The following is a 15,935-nucleotide window of genomic DNA, read 5'->3' on the forward strand; positions in this document are numbered from 1 at the left end:
AGGATAAGTAAACACGCATTCCATCAGATTATGTTAACCGGAATAATATCAATTGGTATTTAAATCAACGTCATGTTGGTTTTAATTACGCGCGCATTGAAACCTGACTGTCATTTTTTTGAAAATTAAATGATAACAATCGCACATCTTGTGTCATAGGATATTACATGAGTACCTTACATATGGATAAATACATAAATTCGTCCGGAATCCTTACTTCTGCCAGAAAGGGATTTAAATTAAAAGAACCTTCTCTTATTAAAATAGCCATAGTCACATTCTTCTCATCTCTGCCAATGCTGTCTTTTGCGGTAGCAAGTGATTTAACAATTGATGTCGATAAAGCCGAGTATAAGATTCGTGTATATGATAAGGAATTATATAAAACGTATTTTTCGGGTTCAGTTTGGCATTCTGATGGTGATAACCTGATATTTCCTGAGTTAATGGCTATCGGGTTTCAGGCAAAATTAGCCAGTTCTCCGACAGATTCCGCCAAAGACACTGTAGGTGGCTCAATGGTCATCGGTACCAAGGCAGAAGTCTATGGTTTTGGCAGTACAGGAATCGGATCAGGAACCTATGCCAAAGATGGCAGTACTGCATTGGGGGCAACGGCGATTGCTAATAACTTTAGTACCAGTATCGGACGATTTGCTGTTGCTGAAAATAACGGGGTTGCACTGGGAAAAAATGCCATCTCAACAACCGCAGCAAAGGGTGGGGTAGCGATTGGTAATGATAGTAAGGTCACTGCAGAGCGTGCTATTGCTTTAGGTGATGGTTCGCAAGCAACAACTGCAAATGAAGTGTCATTCGGTAATGAGTTATTAAAACGTAAGCTGACCAATATTTCTGCCGGCTCTTCTGATAATGATGCTGTCAATTTTAAACAGTTATCAGCCACTAATGAAATTGTCGCTAAAAATACAGGTGATATTGCCGGTCACACCACAGCAATCACCACCATCAACAATAGTCTGACAGAGGGTACACTGGGTCTGGTGCAACTGAGTGCAGACGGCAAGAAAATCGTGCTCAGTGATAAAGTCAAAGATGCCACCGAATTTGTCTTTGGCGGTAAAAAACTCAGCGGTATCAGCAATGCTGCACTGGCAGCGGATTCCACCGAGGCGGTGAACGGCAGTCAGCTGTTTGCCACTAATGAGCAGGTAAAGGCGAATACAGCCGATATCACCCAACATACTGCTGATATTGCGGGCAATAAGGCTGATATCACCCAACATACTGCTGATATCGCTAAAAATACTACGGATATTGTAGGCAATAAAACCGCCATCACTCAGAACACCACAGATATTACGAAAAATACGTCTGATATTGCAGGCAACACGGCAGCAATTAATCAGAACACCACGGATATCGCAGGTAATAAAACGGTTATTACTCAGAACACCGCCGATATTGCAGGCAATAAGGCTGATATCACCAAAAATACTGCGGATATTGCGGGCAATAAAACCGCCATCACTCAGAACACCACCGATATTACGAAAAATACGTCTGATATTGCAGGCAACACGGCAGCAATTAATCAGAACACCACGGATATCACAGGCAATAAAACAGCGATCACTCAAAACACCACAAATATTACGAAAAATACGTCTGATATTGCAGGTAATAAGGCCGATATCACCAAAAATACCACGGATATTGCGAAGAACACCGGTGATATCACCACCATCAATAATAATCTGGCGGCGGGCACTCTGGGTCTGGTGCAACTGAGTGCGGACGGCAAAAAAGTTGTGCTCAGTGATAAAGTCAAAGATGCGACAGTATTTGAATTCGGCGGTAAAAAACTCAGCGGTGTCAGTGATGGCGCACTGGCAGCGGATTCCACTGAGGCGGTGAACGGCAGTCAGCTGTTTGCCACCAATGAACAGGTAAAGGTGAATACAGACGGGATCACCCAACATACTGCTGATATCACCAAAAATACTACGGATATTGCGGGCAATAAAACCGCCATCACTCAGAACACCACAGATATTACCAAAAATACGTCTGATATTGCAGGCAACACGGCAGCAATTAATCAGAACACCACGGATATCACAGGCAATAAAACAGCGATCACTCAAAACACCACAAATATTACGAAAAATACGTCTGATATTGCAGGTAATAAGGCCGATATCACCAAAAATACCACGGATATTGCGAAGAACACCGGTGATATCACCACCATCAATAATAATCTGGCGGCGGGCACTCTGGGTCTGGTGCAACTGAGTGCGGACGGCAAGAAAATCGTGCTCAGTGATAAAGTCAAAGATGCGACAGTATTTGAATTCGGCGGTAAAAAACTCAGCGGTGTCAGCAATGCTGCGCTGGCAGCGGATTCCACCGAGGCGGTGAACGGCAGCCAGCTGTTTGCCACTAATGAGCAGGTAAAGGCGAATACAGACGGGATCAGCCAGCATACTGCCGATATTGCGGGCAATAAAGCCGATATCACCCAGCATACTGCCGATATTGCAGGCAATAAGGCCGATATCACAAAAAATACCACCGATATTGCGGGCAATAAGGCCGATATCACCAAAAATACTGCCGATATCGCAGGCAATAAAGCCGATATCACCAAAAATACCACGGATATTGCGAAGAATACCGGTGATATCACTACCATCAATAACAATCTGGCGGCGGGAACACTGGGTCTGGTGCAACTGAGTGCGGACGGTAAGAAAGTTGTGCTCAGTGACAAAGCTAAAGACGCGACAGTATTTGAGTTCGGCGGCAAAAAACTCAGCGGTGTCAGCAATGCCGCACTGGCAGCGGATTCCACCGAGGCGGTGAACGGCAGTCAGTTATTCGCCACCAATAAGCAGGTGACAGATAACACTAGCGCTATTGCCCAAAATACGACTGATATTACGAAGAACACCAATGAAATCACTGCCATCAGCAAAAACCTGGATTCAGGTTCACTGGGCCTGGTACAGCTGAATGCTGACGGCAAAAGAATTGTTCTCAGTGATAAAGCGGATGGCGCGCGTGTATTTGATTTCAATAACAGAACATTGAGTGGTGTTTCGGCGGGGCGGGTAGCAGCGGACTCATCAGAAGCTGTGAATGGCAGCCAGTTACATGCAACGAATCAGAATGTTGAAAAAAATACCCAGAGCATTAAATCGAATACGGATAAGTTAGCCGTTCATGAAAGCAGTATTACTCAGAATACAAATGATATTCAGGCAAATACAAATAAACTGGCTGAGCATGACGCAGCAATTACAAAAAACACGAATGATATTAAGGAAAATACTAACCGTCTGAATAATCACGACAAAGATATTGCACAGAATAAGCAGGATATCAAAACGAACACTGAAACGCTGAACAGGCATGATGTCATTATCAGCAAAAATACCAGTGATATTGAAAAAAACACCAGCACGATTGAAAAGCAGGGGGGAGATATTGCACGGCTTTCCTCTGAGATGGGAAATGCCGGTGTGGTAAAAATCAGTAATGATGGCAAACAGGTCGAATTAAGTGATAAAGCCAAAACAGCAACCTCATTTAATATCGGCAATAAGCGGGTATCAGGTGTTGCAGATGCGAAAAATGATAATGATGCGATCAATTACGCTCAGATGAAACGCAGTAATGAAACTACGCTGAAATCTGCAAATACCTATACAGACAAAAGAATTAGTCAGTTAGGTGAATACACGACCAACGGACTTAACCGGCTGAATGACAGAGTGGATGACCTGGATAACAAAGTGAACAAAGGTTTTGCGACCAATGCCGCTTTATCCGGACTCTTCCAGCCGTACGGGGTCGGAAAGATGAACCTGACTGCCGGTGTCGGTGGTTATAAGGATGAGTCTGCTGTCGCTGTCGGGGTGGGTTATCGCTTCAATGACAGTGTGGCTGTGAAAGGCGGGGTGGCGACATCCGCCGGTAACGGTTCATCCACGATGTATAACGCATCGGTTAACTTCGAATGGTAATTACCTGCAGATAAATAAAGAGGGGGATTATGTTTTCATAATCCCCCTCTTTTTTGTACCCCGTCACTGTTATAGAAAAACTGTTTTATTTTCCGGCAATTTTTATCGTTTACATCAAAAAATTGTTATTTTGTGCGCTTTATAGTGAGGCCAGGTGATACAGACCCACGAATTTTTAAGTACCTAAAAGGAGTTAGTTATGGATTTTGTTATCCAGCTTGTCGTGGTATTGATCTGTTTATTTTACGGGGCGCGGAAAGGGGGCATTGCCCTGGGGTTACTGGGCGGTATTGGCCTGGTACTGCTGGTTTTTGTTTTCCATCTGAAGCCGGGAAAACCGCCGGTGGATGTTATGCTGGTGATTATTGCGGTCGTGGCGGCATCAGCGACCCTGCAGGCATCCGGAGGACTGGATGTGATGCTGCAGATAGCAGAGCGTCTGCTGCGGCGTAACCCGAAATATGTCTCGATAGTGGCACCGTTTGTAACCTGTCTGCTGACTATCCTGTGCGGTACAGGGCATGTCGTCTATACCATCTTACCTATCATTTATGATGTTGCGATTAAAAATAATATCCGTCCTGAAAGGCCGATGGCGGCCAGTACAATAGGCTCCCAGATGGGGATAATTGCCAGCCCGGTGTCTGTTGCGGTGGTCTCCCTGGTCGCGATGCTGGGGGATGTGACTTTAAACGGTAAGCACCTGGGATTTGTTGACCTGCTGGCGATCACCATTCCGTCCACCCTGATCGGGATACTGTGTATCGGGATATTCAGCTGGTATCGCGGAAAAGATCTGGATAAGGATACGGAGTTTCAGTCGTTTATCTCAAAACCGGAAAACCGCGAATATGTCTACGGCGATACAGCCACGCTGCTTAATAAAAAATTACCCGCCAGTAACTGGCTGGCGATGTGGATTTTTCTGGCTTCGATTGCGGTTGTGGCATCTCTGGGAGCATTTCCGTGGCTGCGGCCGGTCTTTGACGGAAAACCGCTGTCGATGGTTTTGGTGATTCAGATCTTTATGCTGCTGGCCGGTGCGCTGATTATCATCTTTACGGATACCAAACCTGCATCTATTTCGAAAAATGAAGTGTTTCGCTCGGGTATGATTGCGATAGTGGCGGTTTATGGTATCGCGTGGATGGCGGAAACGATGTTCGGTGCTCACCTTGAGCAGATTGAGAGTGTGCTGGGATCACTGGTCAAAGAGTATCCGTGGGCTTATGCCGTGGTTCTGCTGCTGGTGTCCAAATTTGTCAACTCTCAGGCCGCCGCTCTGGCGGCAGTGGTTCCGCTGGCGCTGGCTATCGGGGTGAATCCGGCTTATATCGTGGCATCAGCACCGGCCTGTTACGGGTATTACATTCTGCCGACCTATCCGAGTGATCTGGCTGCGATCCAGTTTGACCGTTCAGGTACCACCAAAATCGGCCGTTTTGTGATTAACCACAGTTTTATTGCACCGGGACTGATTGGGGTCGGGGTTTCCTGCGTATTTGGCTGGGTTTTTTCCGCCATGTACGGTTTTCTCTGATATTACCGGACAGTACAGCGATAACGGGCAATTTTGCCCGTTATCTGCCGTATCCTGATGATGATCAGGAAGCAGGGCTGCCGGTCAGCTGAAAGACGCCGACCATTTCATTCAGTGTGCCGGCCTGCTCATTCAGAGAGGATGCCGCAGCAACAGATTGTTCCACCAGCGTGGCATTCTGCTGGGTGGCGGAATCAATCAGTCCGATAGCGCTGTTTATCTGAGTGATGCCGTCAGTCTGCTCATGGCTGGCATGGCCGATTTCATGCAGTAAATCATCCATCTGGCTGACATTGCTGATAATACCGCGCAGTGATTCAGCGGCTTCCTCCACCAGCTGTAACCCCTCGCGGGTCTGACCGGCAGAGTTTTCAATCAGTGTGCGGATCTCACTGGCAGAATCGGCACTGCGCTGTGCCAGCAGACGGACTTCACCGGCGACCACGGCAAAACCGCGCCCGTGCTCTCCGGCTCTGGCCGCTTCCACGGCGGCATTCAGTGCCAGAATGTTAGTCTGGAATGCGATTGAGTCAATCAGATTGATAATATCTGACATCCGGGTGGCTGTGGTGTTGATAGTGCGGATCTTATCAGTCACCTGCTCCATCATGTCACCATTATGTTTTACCACCCCGGCAGTATCTGCCGACAGCGTGGTTGCTTTGAGGGTGTTCGCCGCCGTATTTTTCACTGTCGCAGTGATCTGCTCCATTGAGGCGGCGGTTTCTTCCACTGATGCGGCCTGTTCTTCCGTACGGGCAGCCAGGTTCTGGTTACCGGCAACAATCTGTTCTGCGGTGGCAGACAGGCTTACCGCGCCGTTTTTCACCTCTGTCACGATATCCTGCAAATGCACCTGCATTTCGGCCAGCGCATTAAGCAGTACCCCGGTTTCATCATGATGCGTGATATTTATCTTCTGTGTCAGATCACCCTGTGCAATGGCGCGGGCAATGCTGACGGCTTTATCCAGCGGACGGGTAATACTGAGCACAATAATCCGTGCCAGTACGGCACTGACGATAGCACTGATGATGGTCAGGGTGATGAGCAGGAGGCGGTTGGTTTCAAAATTACTTTCCACCTGATGTCCCGCTTCTTTCATATGCTCATCCTGGATGGCGATCAGTTTCATCACATTGTCGCGGTAAGCGCGCTGAATACCGGAAGTGGTATTCACCATCTCATTGATTGCAGAGGCTTCATCACCATTTTGAGAAAACTGTACCATGCGGCGCTGTGAGGTGAGGTACTGCTGACGGACAGAACGGATCTCTTTCAGGATCGTCTGAGACGCATCATCTGTCAGCGTTTCATTAAATTCATCCAGAATGAGGGTGATTTTTTTGCTGGTTTCAGAGGCACCGGCGGCCATCTGACGAAGTTGCGGATTTTTGTCGTCCAGCAGAAGGAGCTGTTGAATACCGACAAAATCATGAAAATAATCAATCAGTAAGTTTGCTTTGACTGTAACGGGATAATCGTTGTCAAGGATATCGCGGATACCGTCATCAGCTTTGTTCAGACTGATAACAGACAGTGTGGCGCTGATAATCATCAGTAGAATAGAAAAGCTAAAAGCCATGAAGAGTTTCGTACTGATTTTAATGCTGCGCAGAAACATCATTCCTCCGGATACTCAGTAAATGACTGGTTATCGGAAATGATATGGAAAACTTTATCAATAAATGAAATTAATTTATTGGTATTGAATGATAACAGTATAAATAACAGTAGGTTATTATAATTTTTTCTGCCTTAGTATTCTTTAATCATGATTCTTACGGTGCTTAAGACCTTTATTTTGTGTGTTATTGATGTTTTGTGCTGATTTTTTGTTTGATGAAGACATAAAAAGTGAGTGAAAAACGTATGAGTTTCTCATTTTTTCTCTGTCATAAATCATAGGATATTTTGCTGAAAAATAAGAATTATTTTCTTTTTTATGTCACCACAGAGAATTAATGTACTCCCGCCACGGAAAATAACATGAATATTATGCTGCCTATTTACTGGTTGATTTTATAATCAGATTGTAATGTACTGTTCAGTACATTTTAAAAATCAACCAGAGAGGCCAGAATGGAAAATAATAAAAAAATTATTCGTGGCGGCACAATCATCACTATGGATGAGGCCACCGGCGATATTATCAACGGCGCGATACTGATCGAGGGCAACCGGATCAGCGCAATCAGCGCGGATATACAGGCATTTGATCATTATACCGATGCGCAGGTTATTGATGCACAAGGAGCTATTGTTACTCCCGGTATGATCGATGCTCACCGCCATAACTGGATGGCACTGTTCCGCGGTGTTTCTGCGGAAGAGTCGTTACCGGCATTTCTTATCAATACGTTCCATGCATTCGGCGCAATGATGACAGCAGATAACATGTATGCCGCTGTCCTGAACGGTAATATCAGTGCTCTGAATGCCGGTACAACCACCGTTTATGAGGTGAATGACTGTGTCAATTCACCGGAACATGCCGCCAATGCGGTTGCCGCTATGAAAGCCAGCGGTATCCGTGGCGTCTACGGTTACGGTATGCAGGTGTATGATTTTAAACCTGCCGGATTTGCGTCCATGGATGAACGGCGTGATTGTGCCCGCGAGATTTCAGAAACCCTGTTCCGCGATCAGGATCGTCTGTCTGCCGGTATGCTGATTTCCGATCCCGGTACGGTACCGTTTGCCGAATCGGCAAAACAAATCCGTCTGGCGGATAAACTCGGCCTGAAGCACGCCTCCCATACAGGTGCAGCCAAAACCTCTATTCTGCTGCGCGGCCTGTGTGAACTGGACGATCACGGATTATTACTGCCGGGACATATCCATGCTCACAGTAACGGACTGACCGGCGAAGACTGGAAATTGATCGCCAAAAGCGGCGGTCATGTGGCCAGCACGCCGTCCAGTGAGTTGCAGATGGGGATGGGTTTCCTGCCTTATCAGCCGTGTGCGGAGTTTGGTATTCCGTTTGCGCTGGGTACAGATTTCATCGGTGTGACAACGGATGACCTGTTCACTCAGATGAATATGGCACTGCAAATCGAGCGGGCACTGGCGAATGAGAAAGTACACCAGTGCGATACCATGCCGTTTGAAATTACCCCGACAATCCGTGAAGCCCTGCACTGGGCAACGCTTGGTGCGGCACAGGTACTGGGGCTGGAAAACGAGATTGGCTCCCTGGTTGCCGGGAAAAAAGCAGACATTATTATTATCCGCCACCGGGATGGCTTTGTGGCACCGGTGCATGCAGCAGGCAGCGTGGTACAGATGACGCATGCCGGTGATGTTGATACCGTGCTGGCCGATGGCGTGATCCGCAAACAAAACGGTGTCTTAACCGGATTTGATCTTCATGAGGTGACCCGCTTATCCCATAACGCCCTGGCTGAGCTGGAAACCCGTATCCGTGACCGGAAAATCCTGAATGCACAGGAAGTGGAAGCCTTCTTCCGTCTGGCTGAGCGGATGGCATCCTTCCATTTCGCACAGGCGTACAGTGATGAATTTTTTGTACAGGCAATGAAACAGTCCTGATACGCAGTACGCTGCGGCGGGCAGCGGTCTCTCTTAGTGATCCCGCCTTTTCGGGGATTCCGGTGTCATACGGAATCCCCTTTTTTATGCCTGTTACCAGTGAAGCGTCAGTGTGGTGGTTATCTGACGATCATTGCCCCAACTGCATGCCGCATCGGTAAAGCAGGCGGAAACATAATGCTTATTGAACAGATTATTGATATTCAGCGCGATTTCCGCATCTTCAAGTGCCGGAAGATTATTAAGACGGTAGCTCAGCATCATATCCGCCACGGTATAAGCCGGAACGGTAAAGCTGTTGGCGTCATCCCCTTGTGTTTTACCGTTATAGCGCACACCGCCGCCAATAGTCAGGCCGCTGAGCGGGGTACTGTCAAAGGTATAATCTGTCCATAATGAAGCGGTGTGCGCCGGTACCATCGCGGGGTGATGATTGGCATTCTCCTGTTGCTGACGGAAACGGGTATCGGTATAGGCGTATCCGGCAATCAGGTTCCAGTTGTAGGTCAGTGCCGCTTTGGTTTCCAGCTCAATCCCCCGCGAACGGATTTTCCCGCCCTGAACACTGAAAAACGGATTCAGAGGATCACGGTGCAGGTTATTGTCTTTGGTCAGCTCATACACGGCGAGTGTGGCAGACAGCGCAGAATTGTCCGGTAAGTATTTCAGTCCGGCCTCATATTGTTTTCCGCGTGACGGTGACAGCGGTTTTCCGCTGACAGTAGCCGCAGTGCTCGGCTCAAAGGATTCGCTGTAGCTGAAATACGGGGAGAAACCATAAGGCAGCTGATAGTTCACACCACTGCGCCAGGTGAATTCCCTGTCTGTCTGGTGATGCGTGCTGTCTGTGCCGCTGAGGTTATCGTGGCTGCGGGATTTACTGGTATTTTCGTCATAACGGCCACCGAGTGTGAATGTCCAGTCATCCAGGAAAAGCTGATCCTGGGCATAAATCCCGGTCTGATGATTTTTATTCACTGTGCCGCTGTTTGCCAGCGGTAATACGGTCAGATTGCCGTATTGCGGGGAACGCAGATCCAGCGGTGCGGCAATTCCCATTTCATTGGTCATCCGGTTGCGCAGCTGTGAGTAATCAACACCTGCCATCAGGGTATTATGCCAGCCGTGGCCGCCGGTATTGTGAATGACATGGGTGTCGGTCACCAGGCCGGACAGACGTTCGTCATTACGGATATGGCTGCGGGCAAGGGAAGAGGAGAGATTTTGCGGTGATACGCCGTAACAGGCCGCCGGATTACTGCTGCATAATCCGCTGCCGTAAATGGTGCGCCAGTTAGTGCTGATGTGCTGATAACGTAATCCCTGATGCAGCGACCAGTTATCATTGAATGTATGATCAAACTGCCAGCCGACCAGCCGCTGCTGCCGTTCGAAGCGGTTATAGCCCGGCTCACCTTCATTAAAACCAACGGGTAATTTCCCGGTGGTGCCGCCGTCAACCGTCCCCTCACGCGGCAGCCAGCCGTAATAGCCGTTGCGCGGGGCATTCATGGCCTGAGCGGTAAGCAGCAGGGATGTTGCTTCGTCCGGCTGCCAGAGATAAGAACCCTGCAAGGCATAATACCGTTCCCGCTCCCCCTGTTGCTGCTGATGCTGATCATGCAGTGTCCCGGTCAGGCGGTACGCCTGCGTTTCCTCATCATTCAGGGCATCGCTGAGATCAAACCCGGTCTGCCACAGATGGTGATTCCCTCCCTGTAAGCGGATTTCCCGCAGCGGGGTTATCTGCGGGCGTTTCGATGTCATGGTAACGACGCCGCCGGGATTGGATTGTCCGTAAAGTACTGACGCCGGGCCTTTCAGCACATCAATCCGCTGCATAAATTCCGGCAGCATCCGGCTCTCTGCATACATATCCCCCTGAACTTTCAGGCCATCAAGGTAAATATTCTGGCTGACATTATGGAAGCCGCGCATCATCACACTGTCGAAAACGGACGAATTGCCGGACGTACCGGTCACCACGCCGGGGGTATATCCCAGCGCCTGTTTCAGCGTGGCGGGATTACGGGCGGTGATTTCCTCCTCACTGATCACGGAAACCGAGGAGGGAACTTTGTTCAGCGGTGTGGCGGTTTTGGTGGCGCTGTCGCTGTGTGTGGCGCGGTATGTTCCGTTACTGTCCAGCGGGCTGACGGCAGGCGGCGCGGCGGTGACCACGATTTCATCTTCAGCGGCGTGGCAGACACCGGCAACCAGTAAAGCGGCAAGAGAGAGCTTAAACAGGGAAGTACGGTAATGTGCAGTCATAAATCAATATCTCATTGAATGATAATTATTACCGTCATGAATGACATGTGTGCGGATGACGGCAGTTATAAACAGGGATAAATAGTGATAAATAATGAAAAAGGCTGCCGGAGCAGCCATCAGAATGAGTTCAGGTGATTACATCGCATCATGGTGCGGATACGGTTTTTTCAGGAAGAAGGCGAAAACCAGTGATAACAGGCCGAGCAGAAGGATAAACCAGAACACAGCGTGGATACCGGAGGCCAGTGCAGCGGTTGCGGTCTGCTGCGTTAGTGCCGCATCACGGTAAAAAGACATCAGGGTAATGGCTGACGCTGTGCCGACCGCTCCCGCCACCTGATAAAAGGTATTCCAGACCGCTGAGCCGTCGGCATACAGCCGGGCGGGCAGGGCGCTCATTGCGGTGGTTTGTGCGGGCATAATCACACAGGTAACACCCAGGCAAAGGAGCATAAAGGCGGCGACAATCTGCCATACCGGTGCATTTTCACCGACAGAATACAGAAACAGCGCGGCACTCATCAGCATAAACAGGGAGCCGCAGACCACAAACGGACGCGAATCAAACCGGTTATACAGAAAGCCGATCAGCGGTGAGAACACCACATTGATAATATTGCCCGGCAACAGCAGAACCCCGGCCATTGCGGCACTCAGCATCAGCACATCTTTCAGGAAGACCGGCAGGATAATCGCAGCAGACAGCACACTCATCATGCTCAGGATCATCATGAGCAGACCAATAATAAAGAGCGGATTACGGAAAACATCCGGATGGATCATCGGCATGGACATGTGTGTCTGGCGTCGGGCGAAAAGACCCAGGCAGATCACTCCGGCCAGCAGGGAGCCCCAGACGGCGGGATCGCTCAGGCTGTGTTCAGCCAGGATCGCCAGCCCGTAGATGATACCGCTGAATCCGGCGGATGAGAGCAGGAGAGATGTAATATCAATCCGCGGCCGTGTGATTTCACCAATAGGCGCAATAGATTTCAGGGCGAGCAAAATAATTGCCGCGTAGGCCAGCGCACTGAGCCAGAAAATGGCATGCCAGCTGAACAGGGTGATAATAAAGCCGGAAATGGTCGGCCCCAGTGCGGGTGCCAGCGTGATCGCGATACCCACCATCCCCATCACCATCCCGCGCTGATAGACAGGGAAAATGAGTAATGCTGCACTCATCATCACGGGCAATATCACACCGGTACCGACAGCCTGGATAACCCGTCCGAGCAGTAACACCACAAAACCGGGTGACAGTGCGGCAATCAGGCAACCGGCGAGTGAAACGCACAGCGCCGTGAGGATCAGCACCCTGGTATTAAACCAGCGCACCAGAAACGCCGACACCGGCACAAATACCGCCAGTGTCAGCAGATAACCGGTCACCAGCCATTGCGCCTGACCGGCGGAGAGAGAGAATTGGCTCATCAGATTGGTGAGCGCCATATTTAATGCGGTTTCCCCGAACAGACCGGTAAATGTCCCGGCCATCAGTACGCTCAGCATCATTTTCGGGTGGCGTACCTGTATTGTTGCCTCTTTTGTCACAGTCTTATCCTATATTTCATCAACCAGGTTGACGATGTGGAAAGTAACGTACTTTGCGACAATGGTCAACTAAGTTGACGATCTGTTTTTGGTATACTGCACAAAAAGGAAAGAGGTGATCACGTGAAAATTGCATTGAACGACCTTGATTTTATTGACCTTATCAGTGAGCGGCACACACTGCTCCGCGAGCGGATTGATGCACTCTGGAATGTCCGGAGCGAAATTCACATGAGTAATTCAGAGTGGTACATTTTATCGAGGGTGTATGACCAGCCGGTATCCGTGGCTGATATTTCCGCCACGGTGACCATCTCCCGCCAGGCGATTCATAAATTCATCCGGCAGATGGAAGAGAAAGGGCTGATCACCATTTTTGATGTTCAGGGCAGCAAAAAACTCAAGGGTGTGAAAATGACGCCGCTCGGACAGCAATGCTACGACGCTTATGAAGCGATCAAAACCGGATTGTGTGATGAAGTTGCGGCCGCTGTCGGGCAGGAAAATCTTGCATTGATAGTCCGGTTATTTCAGCAGCCCTGGTTCGATGAAAAGCAGTAGATCATGAGAACAAACAGAATACTCTGCTTGTTGCAGTTTGATCGTTTAGTTATAACAAACATCTGGCTGCCGGCTGTTTTTGTATGCCGTGCGCGACCCGGAAATTGACTGAAAAGGAAGCAATAAATGTCCGGTTTTATCGTAAATTATGGTTGTGGTGAGGATAAACACCTAGGCGGAAATGTCCTGGAAGGTGATCCGCAGACCTATTCGCCGACAGTATGGGATTATCTGATCAAACGCTTTGCACTGCATTCGGTGCTGGATATTGGTTCTGGTATGGGTTATGCGGCAGATTATTTTCACCGTGCAGGTTTGCAGACGCTGGCAGTGGAAGGGCTGGAATCCAATGTTGAAAACTCACTGTACCCGTCTCTGAAGGTTGATTTGACCCGTTCTTCAGTTCAGTGTCGTGTGGATCTGGTTCATTGTCAGGAAGTCGTTGAACATATTGAAGAGATGTTTATTGATCATATCCTGAACTCGTTTGCCTGCGGGCGAATCCTGGTTATGACCCATGCGTTACCGGGACAGGGCGGATATCACCATGTGAATTTGCAGCCACCGGAATATTGGATTGAACATCTGAAAAGATACAATTTTGAATTTCTGTCAATCGACACCAACCGGATACGTCAAATGGCAGAACAGGACGGCGCCATTTATATGGCACAAAGCGGGATGGTGTTTGTGAACCGGAATCGTCTGCCGTTATAACCTGTGCCGGACCCGGTAACTATCCGTAACTAACGCCTTTGCTGCTACTCAGAAAAGGCATTTTTATTCAGGTATGGCTGGTGGCAGAGATACGGGTGAAGAGCCAGCGGAGCACCTCATCTGTCAGCAGCCCGTCATCTGCGGGCGCTGCACTCTCCCGGAAACGCTGCCATAAAATACCGTTTTGTGCAGGGATTTGCCGGTGCAGACGCTGCAATATTGTCAGCTTAAGGCTGATATCCTGCGGATCAGGAAAACGTGGCAGCGCCTTTCCGTACAGATATTGCAGGTCTGCCTGCAATTGCGGAATTTGTGACGGCGCAAAATTGAGTAATTGTCCGCTTTGCGTCAGTGACGGGGAATTGTCTGTCTGAACGGTCTGTAATGACCGGTATAATACCTGTTGCAGTGTGTCCATTTCATTTTCCTGATAATCCGGGTGGTTGTGGCGGAGATATTAGCGGACAGAAAAATCAATGCTTCGCTGTCCGGCGAAATATCCGCAGCTATCATGGAAGAGGAAATAAAACGGAACACTCCGGTTATTGCTTTTTAATGATGTCCGGCGGCGGAACCGGACACGATAAATCAATGCGTATCAGTGAGATATTTAATACCTTTCGCCAATGCTGTTTTTGTAAAAAATCCCGTTCTCAGTTTCGCGGCGTAATGACCGACGTTTTTAACCATTTCGCTGTAGTCCTGTTCAGTCAGATTATCCAGCAGTTCATCTATATCGTTAATATCATCAATAATTAATCCCAGATTATCGCTTTTTATCTGTTCTGCATGAGGTGAATGGCTATCCACAATGACCGGAATACCGGCCGCCAGATAAAGTGATAATTTCAGCGGGTTGTTATAATGACCATAGCGTTCCGCGCCATTGAAGAATCTTTTTTCGGCCACATTATTTTTATTCTGATAAGACATCAGACCAAACCCGCCATTCAGTATTCCGGGCAGCAGATTATTATCATATGAACCGATTGCATTCAGATTTTCTTTTGCTTTTTCTGTTTCTGTCAGCCCTTCCGGATCACCGATAAGTGTGATAATCGTTTTTCCGTCATAGGATGAGAAATCTGTTTTACGTAAATTACCGATAAAAGTCACTTCCCTGCGGTATTCTTTATCCGGATTTATTGTTCCTTCAATCTGATAATCCCACAGCCCCAGGCTGATAAGCGGTGTTGTCACTCCGCCGTCTTCTCTCAGCCGTGCAGACATTTTTTCATTCGGAGAAAAAATAAGATCACACTGGTTCATCAGCAAAAATTCTTCGTCGTGTGTAAAATCCCGGTCCCGGTCATCCCACAGCCAGATTAAAACATCCCAGAGAACCAGCGCAACTTTCACATCGGGCATCGCCAGCAATTCCGTAATAAATAAGTGCTCAAAATCGCGGTTTACCCAGGTGGGATATTGAATAATAACGATGTCTCCGGCAGAAACAGGAGCACACAACGTGTTTATTTTCTCCCGTGTGATAATGTCAGAAGTATTATCTGTATTATCAAACGTATAATAAAGCGGGGAAACACCGTCCTGTGACGCGAAAAAAGACATATCTCTGTTGGCTATCAGGCCGCTGTTTTGGTTGTAGCATACAGCAGGGCAATCTGCGGTAGTGATCCATACTGTCATATGACATCCTGTTTTTTTTATTCACCGGGGTTATATTCTGTTATACCCTGATAATATTAAACAGACAAACAGGGTACGGAATAAATGAGTAAGTATCT

10 protein-coding genes are annotated in these 15,935 nt (G+C 48.3%); 5 read left to right on the plus strand and 5 right to left on the minus strand.

The genetic code is table 11. The features are described 5' to 3' along the window. Positions 1–446 precede the first annotated feature (446 nt). Both R5268_RS01110 and R5268_RS01115 read left to right on the plus strand, forming a co-directional pair. Entirely contained in the window at positions 447–3,992 is a 3,546-nt protein-coding gene (locus R5268_RS01110; protein WP_317418500.1) for a YadA-like family protein, read from the plus strand. A 199-nt stretch (positions 3,993–4,191) separates the two neighbouring features. After that, the gene (locus R5268_RS01115) at positions 4,192–5,532 is read left to right on the plus strand and encodes an anaerobic C4-dicarboxylate transporter (protein ID WP_052926632.1); all 1,341 of its coding nucleotides are present in this window, start codon (positions 4,192–4,194) and stop codon (positions 5,530–5,532) included. Positions 5,533–5,596: 64 nt separating this feature from the next. Here R5268_RS01115 and R5268_RS01120 read toward each other — a convergent pair whose 3' ends face one another. After that, positions 5,597–7,156 carry a methyl-accepting chemotaxis protein gene (locus R5268_RS01120; RefSeq protein ID WP_107678588.1) on the minus strand — a complete coding sequence of 520 codons (1,560 nt, stop codon included), beginning with the start codon at positions 7,154–7,156 and terminating at the stop codon, positions 5,597–5,599. A 458-nt stretch (positions 7,157–7,614) separates the two neighbouring features. On the opposite strand from R5268_RS01120, the gene R5268_RS01125 reads away from it, so the two are divergent. Next, positions 7,615–9,087, plus strand: a complete 1,473-nt coding sequence (locus R5268_RS01125) for an amidohydrolase family protein (protein ID WP_317418499.1) — start codon at positions 7,615–7,617, stop codon at positions 9,085–9,087. A 93-nt stretch (positions 9,088–9,180) separates the two neighbouring features. Here the strand turns inward: R5268_RS01125 and R5268_RS01130 are convergent, their stop codons facing one another. Further along, entirely contained in the window at positions 9,181–11,358 is a 2,178-nt protein-coding gene (locus R5268_RS01130) for a TonB-dependent siderophore receptor (RefSeq protein ID WP_317418498.1), read from the minus strand. 138 nt (positions 11,359–11,496) lie between these two features. After that, the gene (locus tag R5268_RS01135) at positions 11,497–12,912 is read right to left on the minus strand and encodes a DHA2 family efflux MFS transporter permease subunit (RefSeq protein ID WP_317418497.1); all 1,416 of its coding nucleotides are present in this window, start codon (positions 12,910–12,912) and stop codon (positions 11,497–11,499) included. A 123-nt stretch (positions 12,913–13,035) separates the two neighbouring features. Here R5268_RS01135 and R5268_RS01140 point away from each other — a divergent pair, with 123 nt between their 5' ends. Next, positions 13,036–13,473, plus strand: a complete 438-nt coding sequence (locus R5268_RS01140; RefSeq protein ID WP_107678584.1) for a MarR family winged helix-turn-helix transcriptional regulator — start codon at positions 13,036–13,038, stop codon at positions 13,471–13,473. A 126-nt stretch (positions 13,474–13,599) separates the two neighbouring features. After that, positions 13,600–14,190 (plus strand): class I SAM-dependent methyltransferase, encoded by a 591-nt coding sequence (locus tag R5268_RS01145; protein ID WP_218454592.1) that lies wholly within the window; start codon positions 13,600–13,602, stop codon positions 14,188–14,190. A gap of 67 nt (positions 14,191–14,257) precedes the next feature. Here the strand turns inward: R5268_RS01145 and R5268_RS01150 are convergent, their stop codons facing one another. Both R5268_RS01150 and R5268_RS01155 read right to left on the minus strand, forming a co-directional pair. After that, positions 14,258–14,608, minus strand: coding sequence for a hypothetical protein (locus R5268_RS01150; RefSeq protein ID WP_317418496.1), 351 nt, complete (start codon positions 14,606–14,608; stop codon positions 14,258–14,260). 170 nt (positions 14,609–14,778) lie between these two features. After that, complete coding sequence (locus R5268_RS01155; RefSeq protein WP_317418495.1) at positions 14,779–15,837, minus strand: hypothetical protein; 1,059 nt, start codon at positions 15,835–15,837, stop codon at positions 14,779–14,781. Positions 15,838–15,935 lie beyond the last annotated feature (98 nt).

Source organism: Morganella sp. BCCO 40_0007 (assembly GCF_032989665.1).
Classification (GTDB): domain Bacteria; phylum Pseudomonadota; class Gammaproteobacteria; order Enterobacterales; family Enterobacteriaceae; genus Morganella; species Morganella sibonii.

Excerpts from the sequence above, each read along its gene's own strand:
- R5268_RS01120 (WP_107678588.1), bottom strand. The coding sequence starts at position 7,156 with ATGTTTCTGCGCAGCATTAAAATCAGTACGAAACTCTTCATGGCTTTT.
- R5268_RS01155 (WP_317418495.1), bottom strand. The coding sequence starts at position 15,837 with ATGACAGTATGGATCACTACCGCAGATTGCCCTGCTGTATGCTACAAC.
- R5268_RS01130 (WP_317418498.1), bottom strand. The coding sequence starts at position 11,358 with ATGACTGCACATTACCGTACTTCCCTGTTTAAGCTCTCTCTTGCCGCT.
- R5268_RS01150 (WP_317418496.1), bottom strand. The coding sequence starts at position 14,608 with ATGGACACACTGCAACAGGTATTATACCGGTCATTACAGACCGTTCAG.
- R5268_RS01115 (WP_052926632.1), top strand. The coding sequence starts at position 4,192 with ATGGATTTTGTTATCCAGCTTGTCGTGGTATTGATCTGTTTATTTTAC.
- R5268_RS01125 (WP_317418499.1), top strand. The coding sequence starts at position 7,615 with ATGGAAAATAATAAAAAAATTATTCGTGGCGGCACAATCATCACTATG.
- R5268_RS01145 (WP_218454592.1), top strand. The coding sequence starts at position 13,600 with ATGTCCGGTTTTATCGTAAATTATGGTTGTGGTGAGGATAAACACCTA.
- R5268_RS01110 (WP_317418500.1), top strand. The coding sequence starts at position 447 with ATGGCTATCGGGTTTCAGGCAAAATTAGCCAGTTCTCCGACAGATTCC.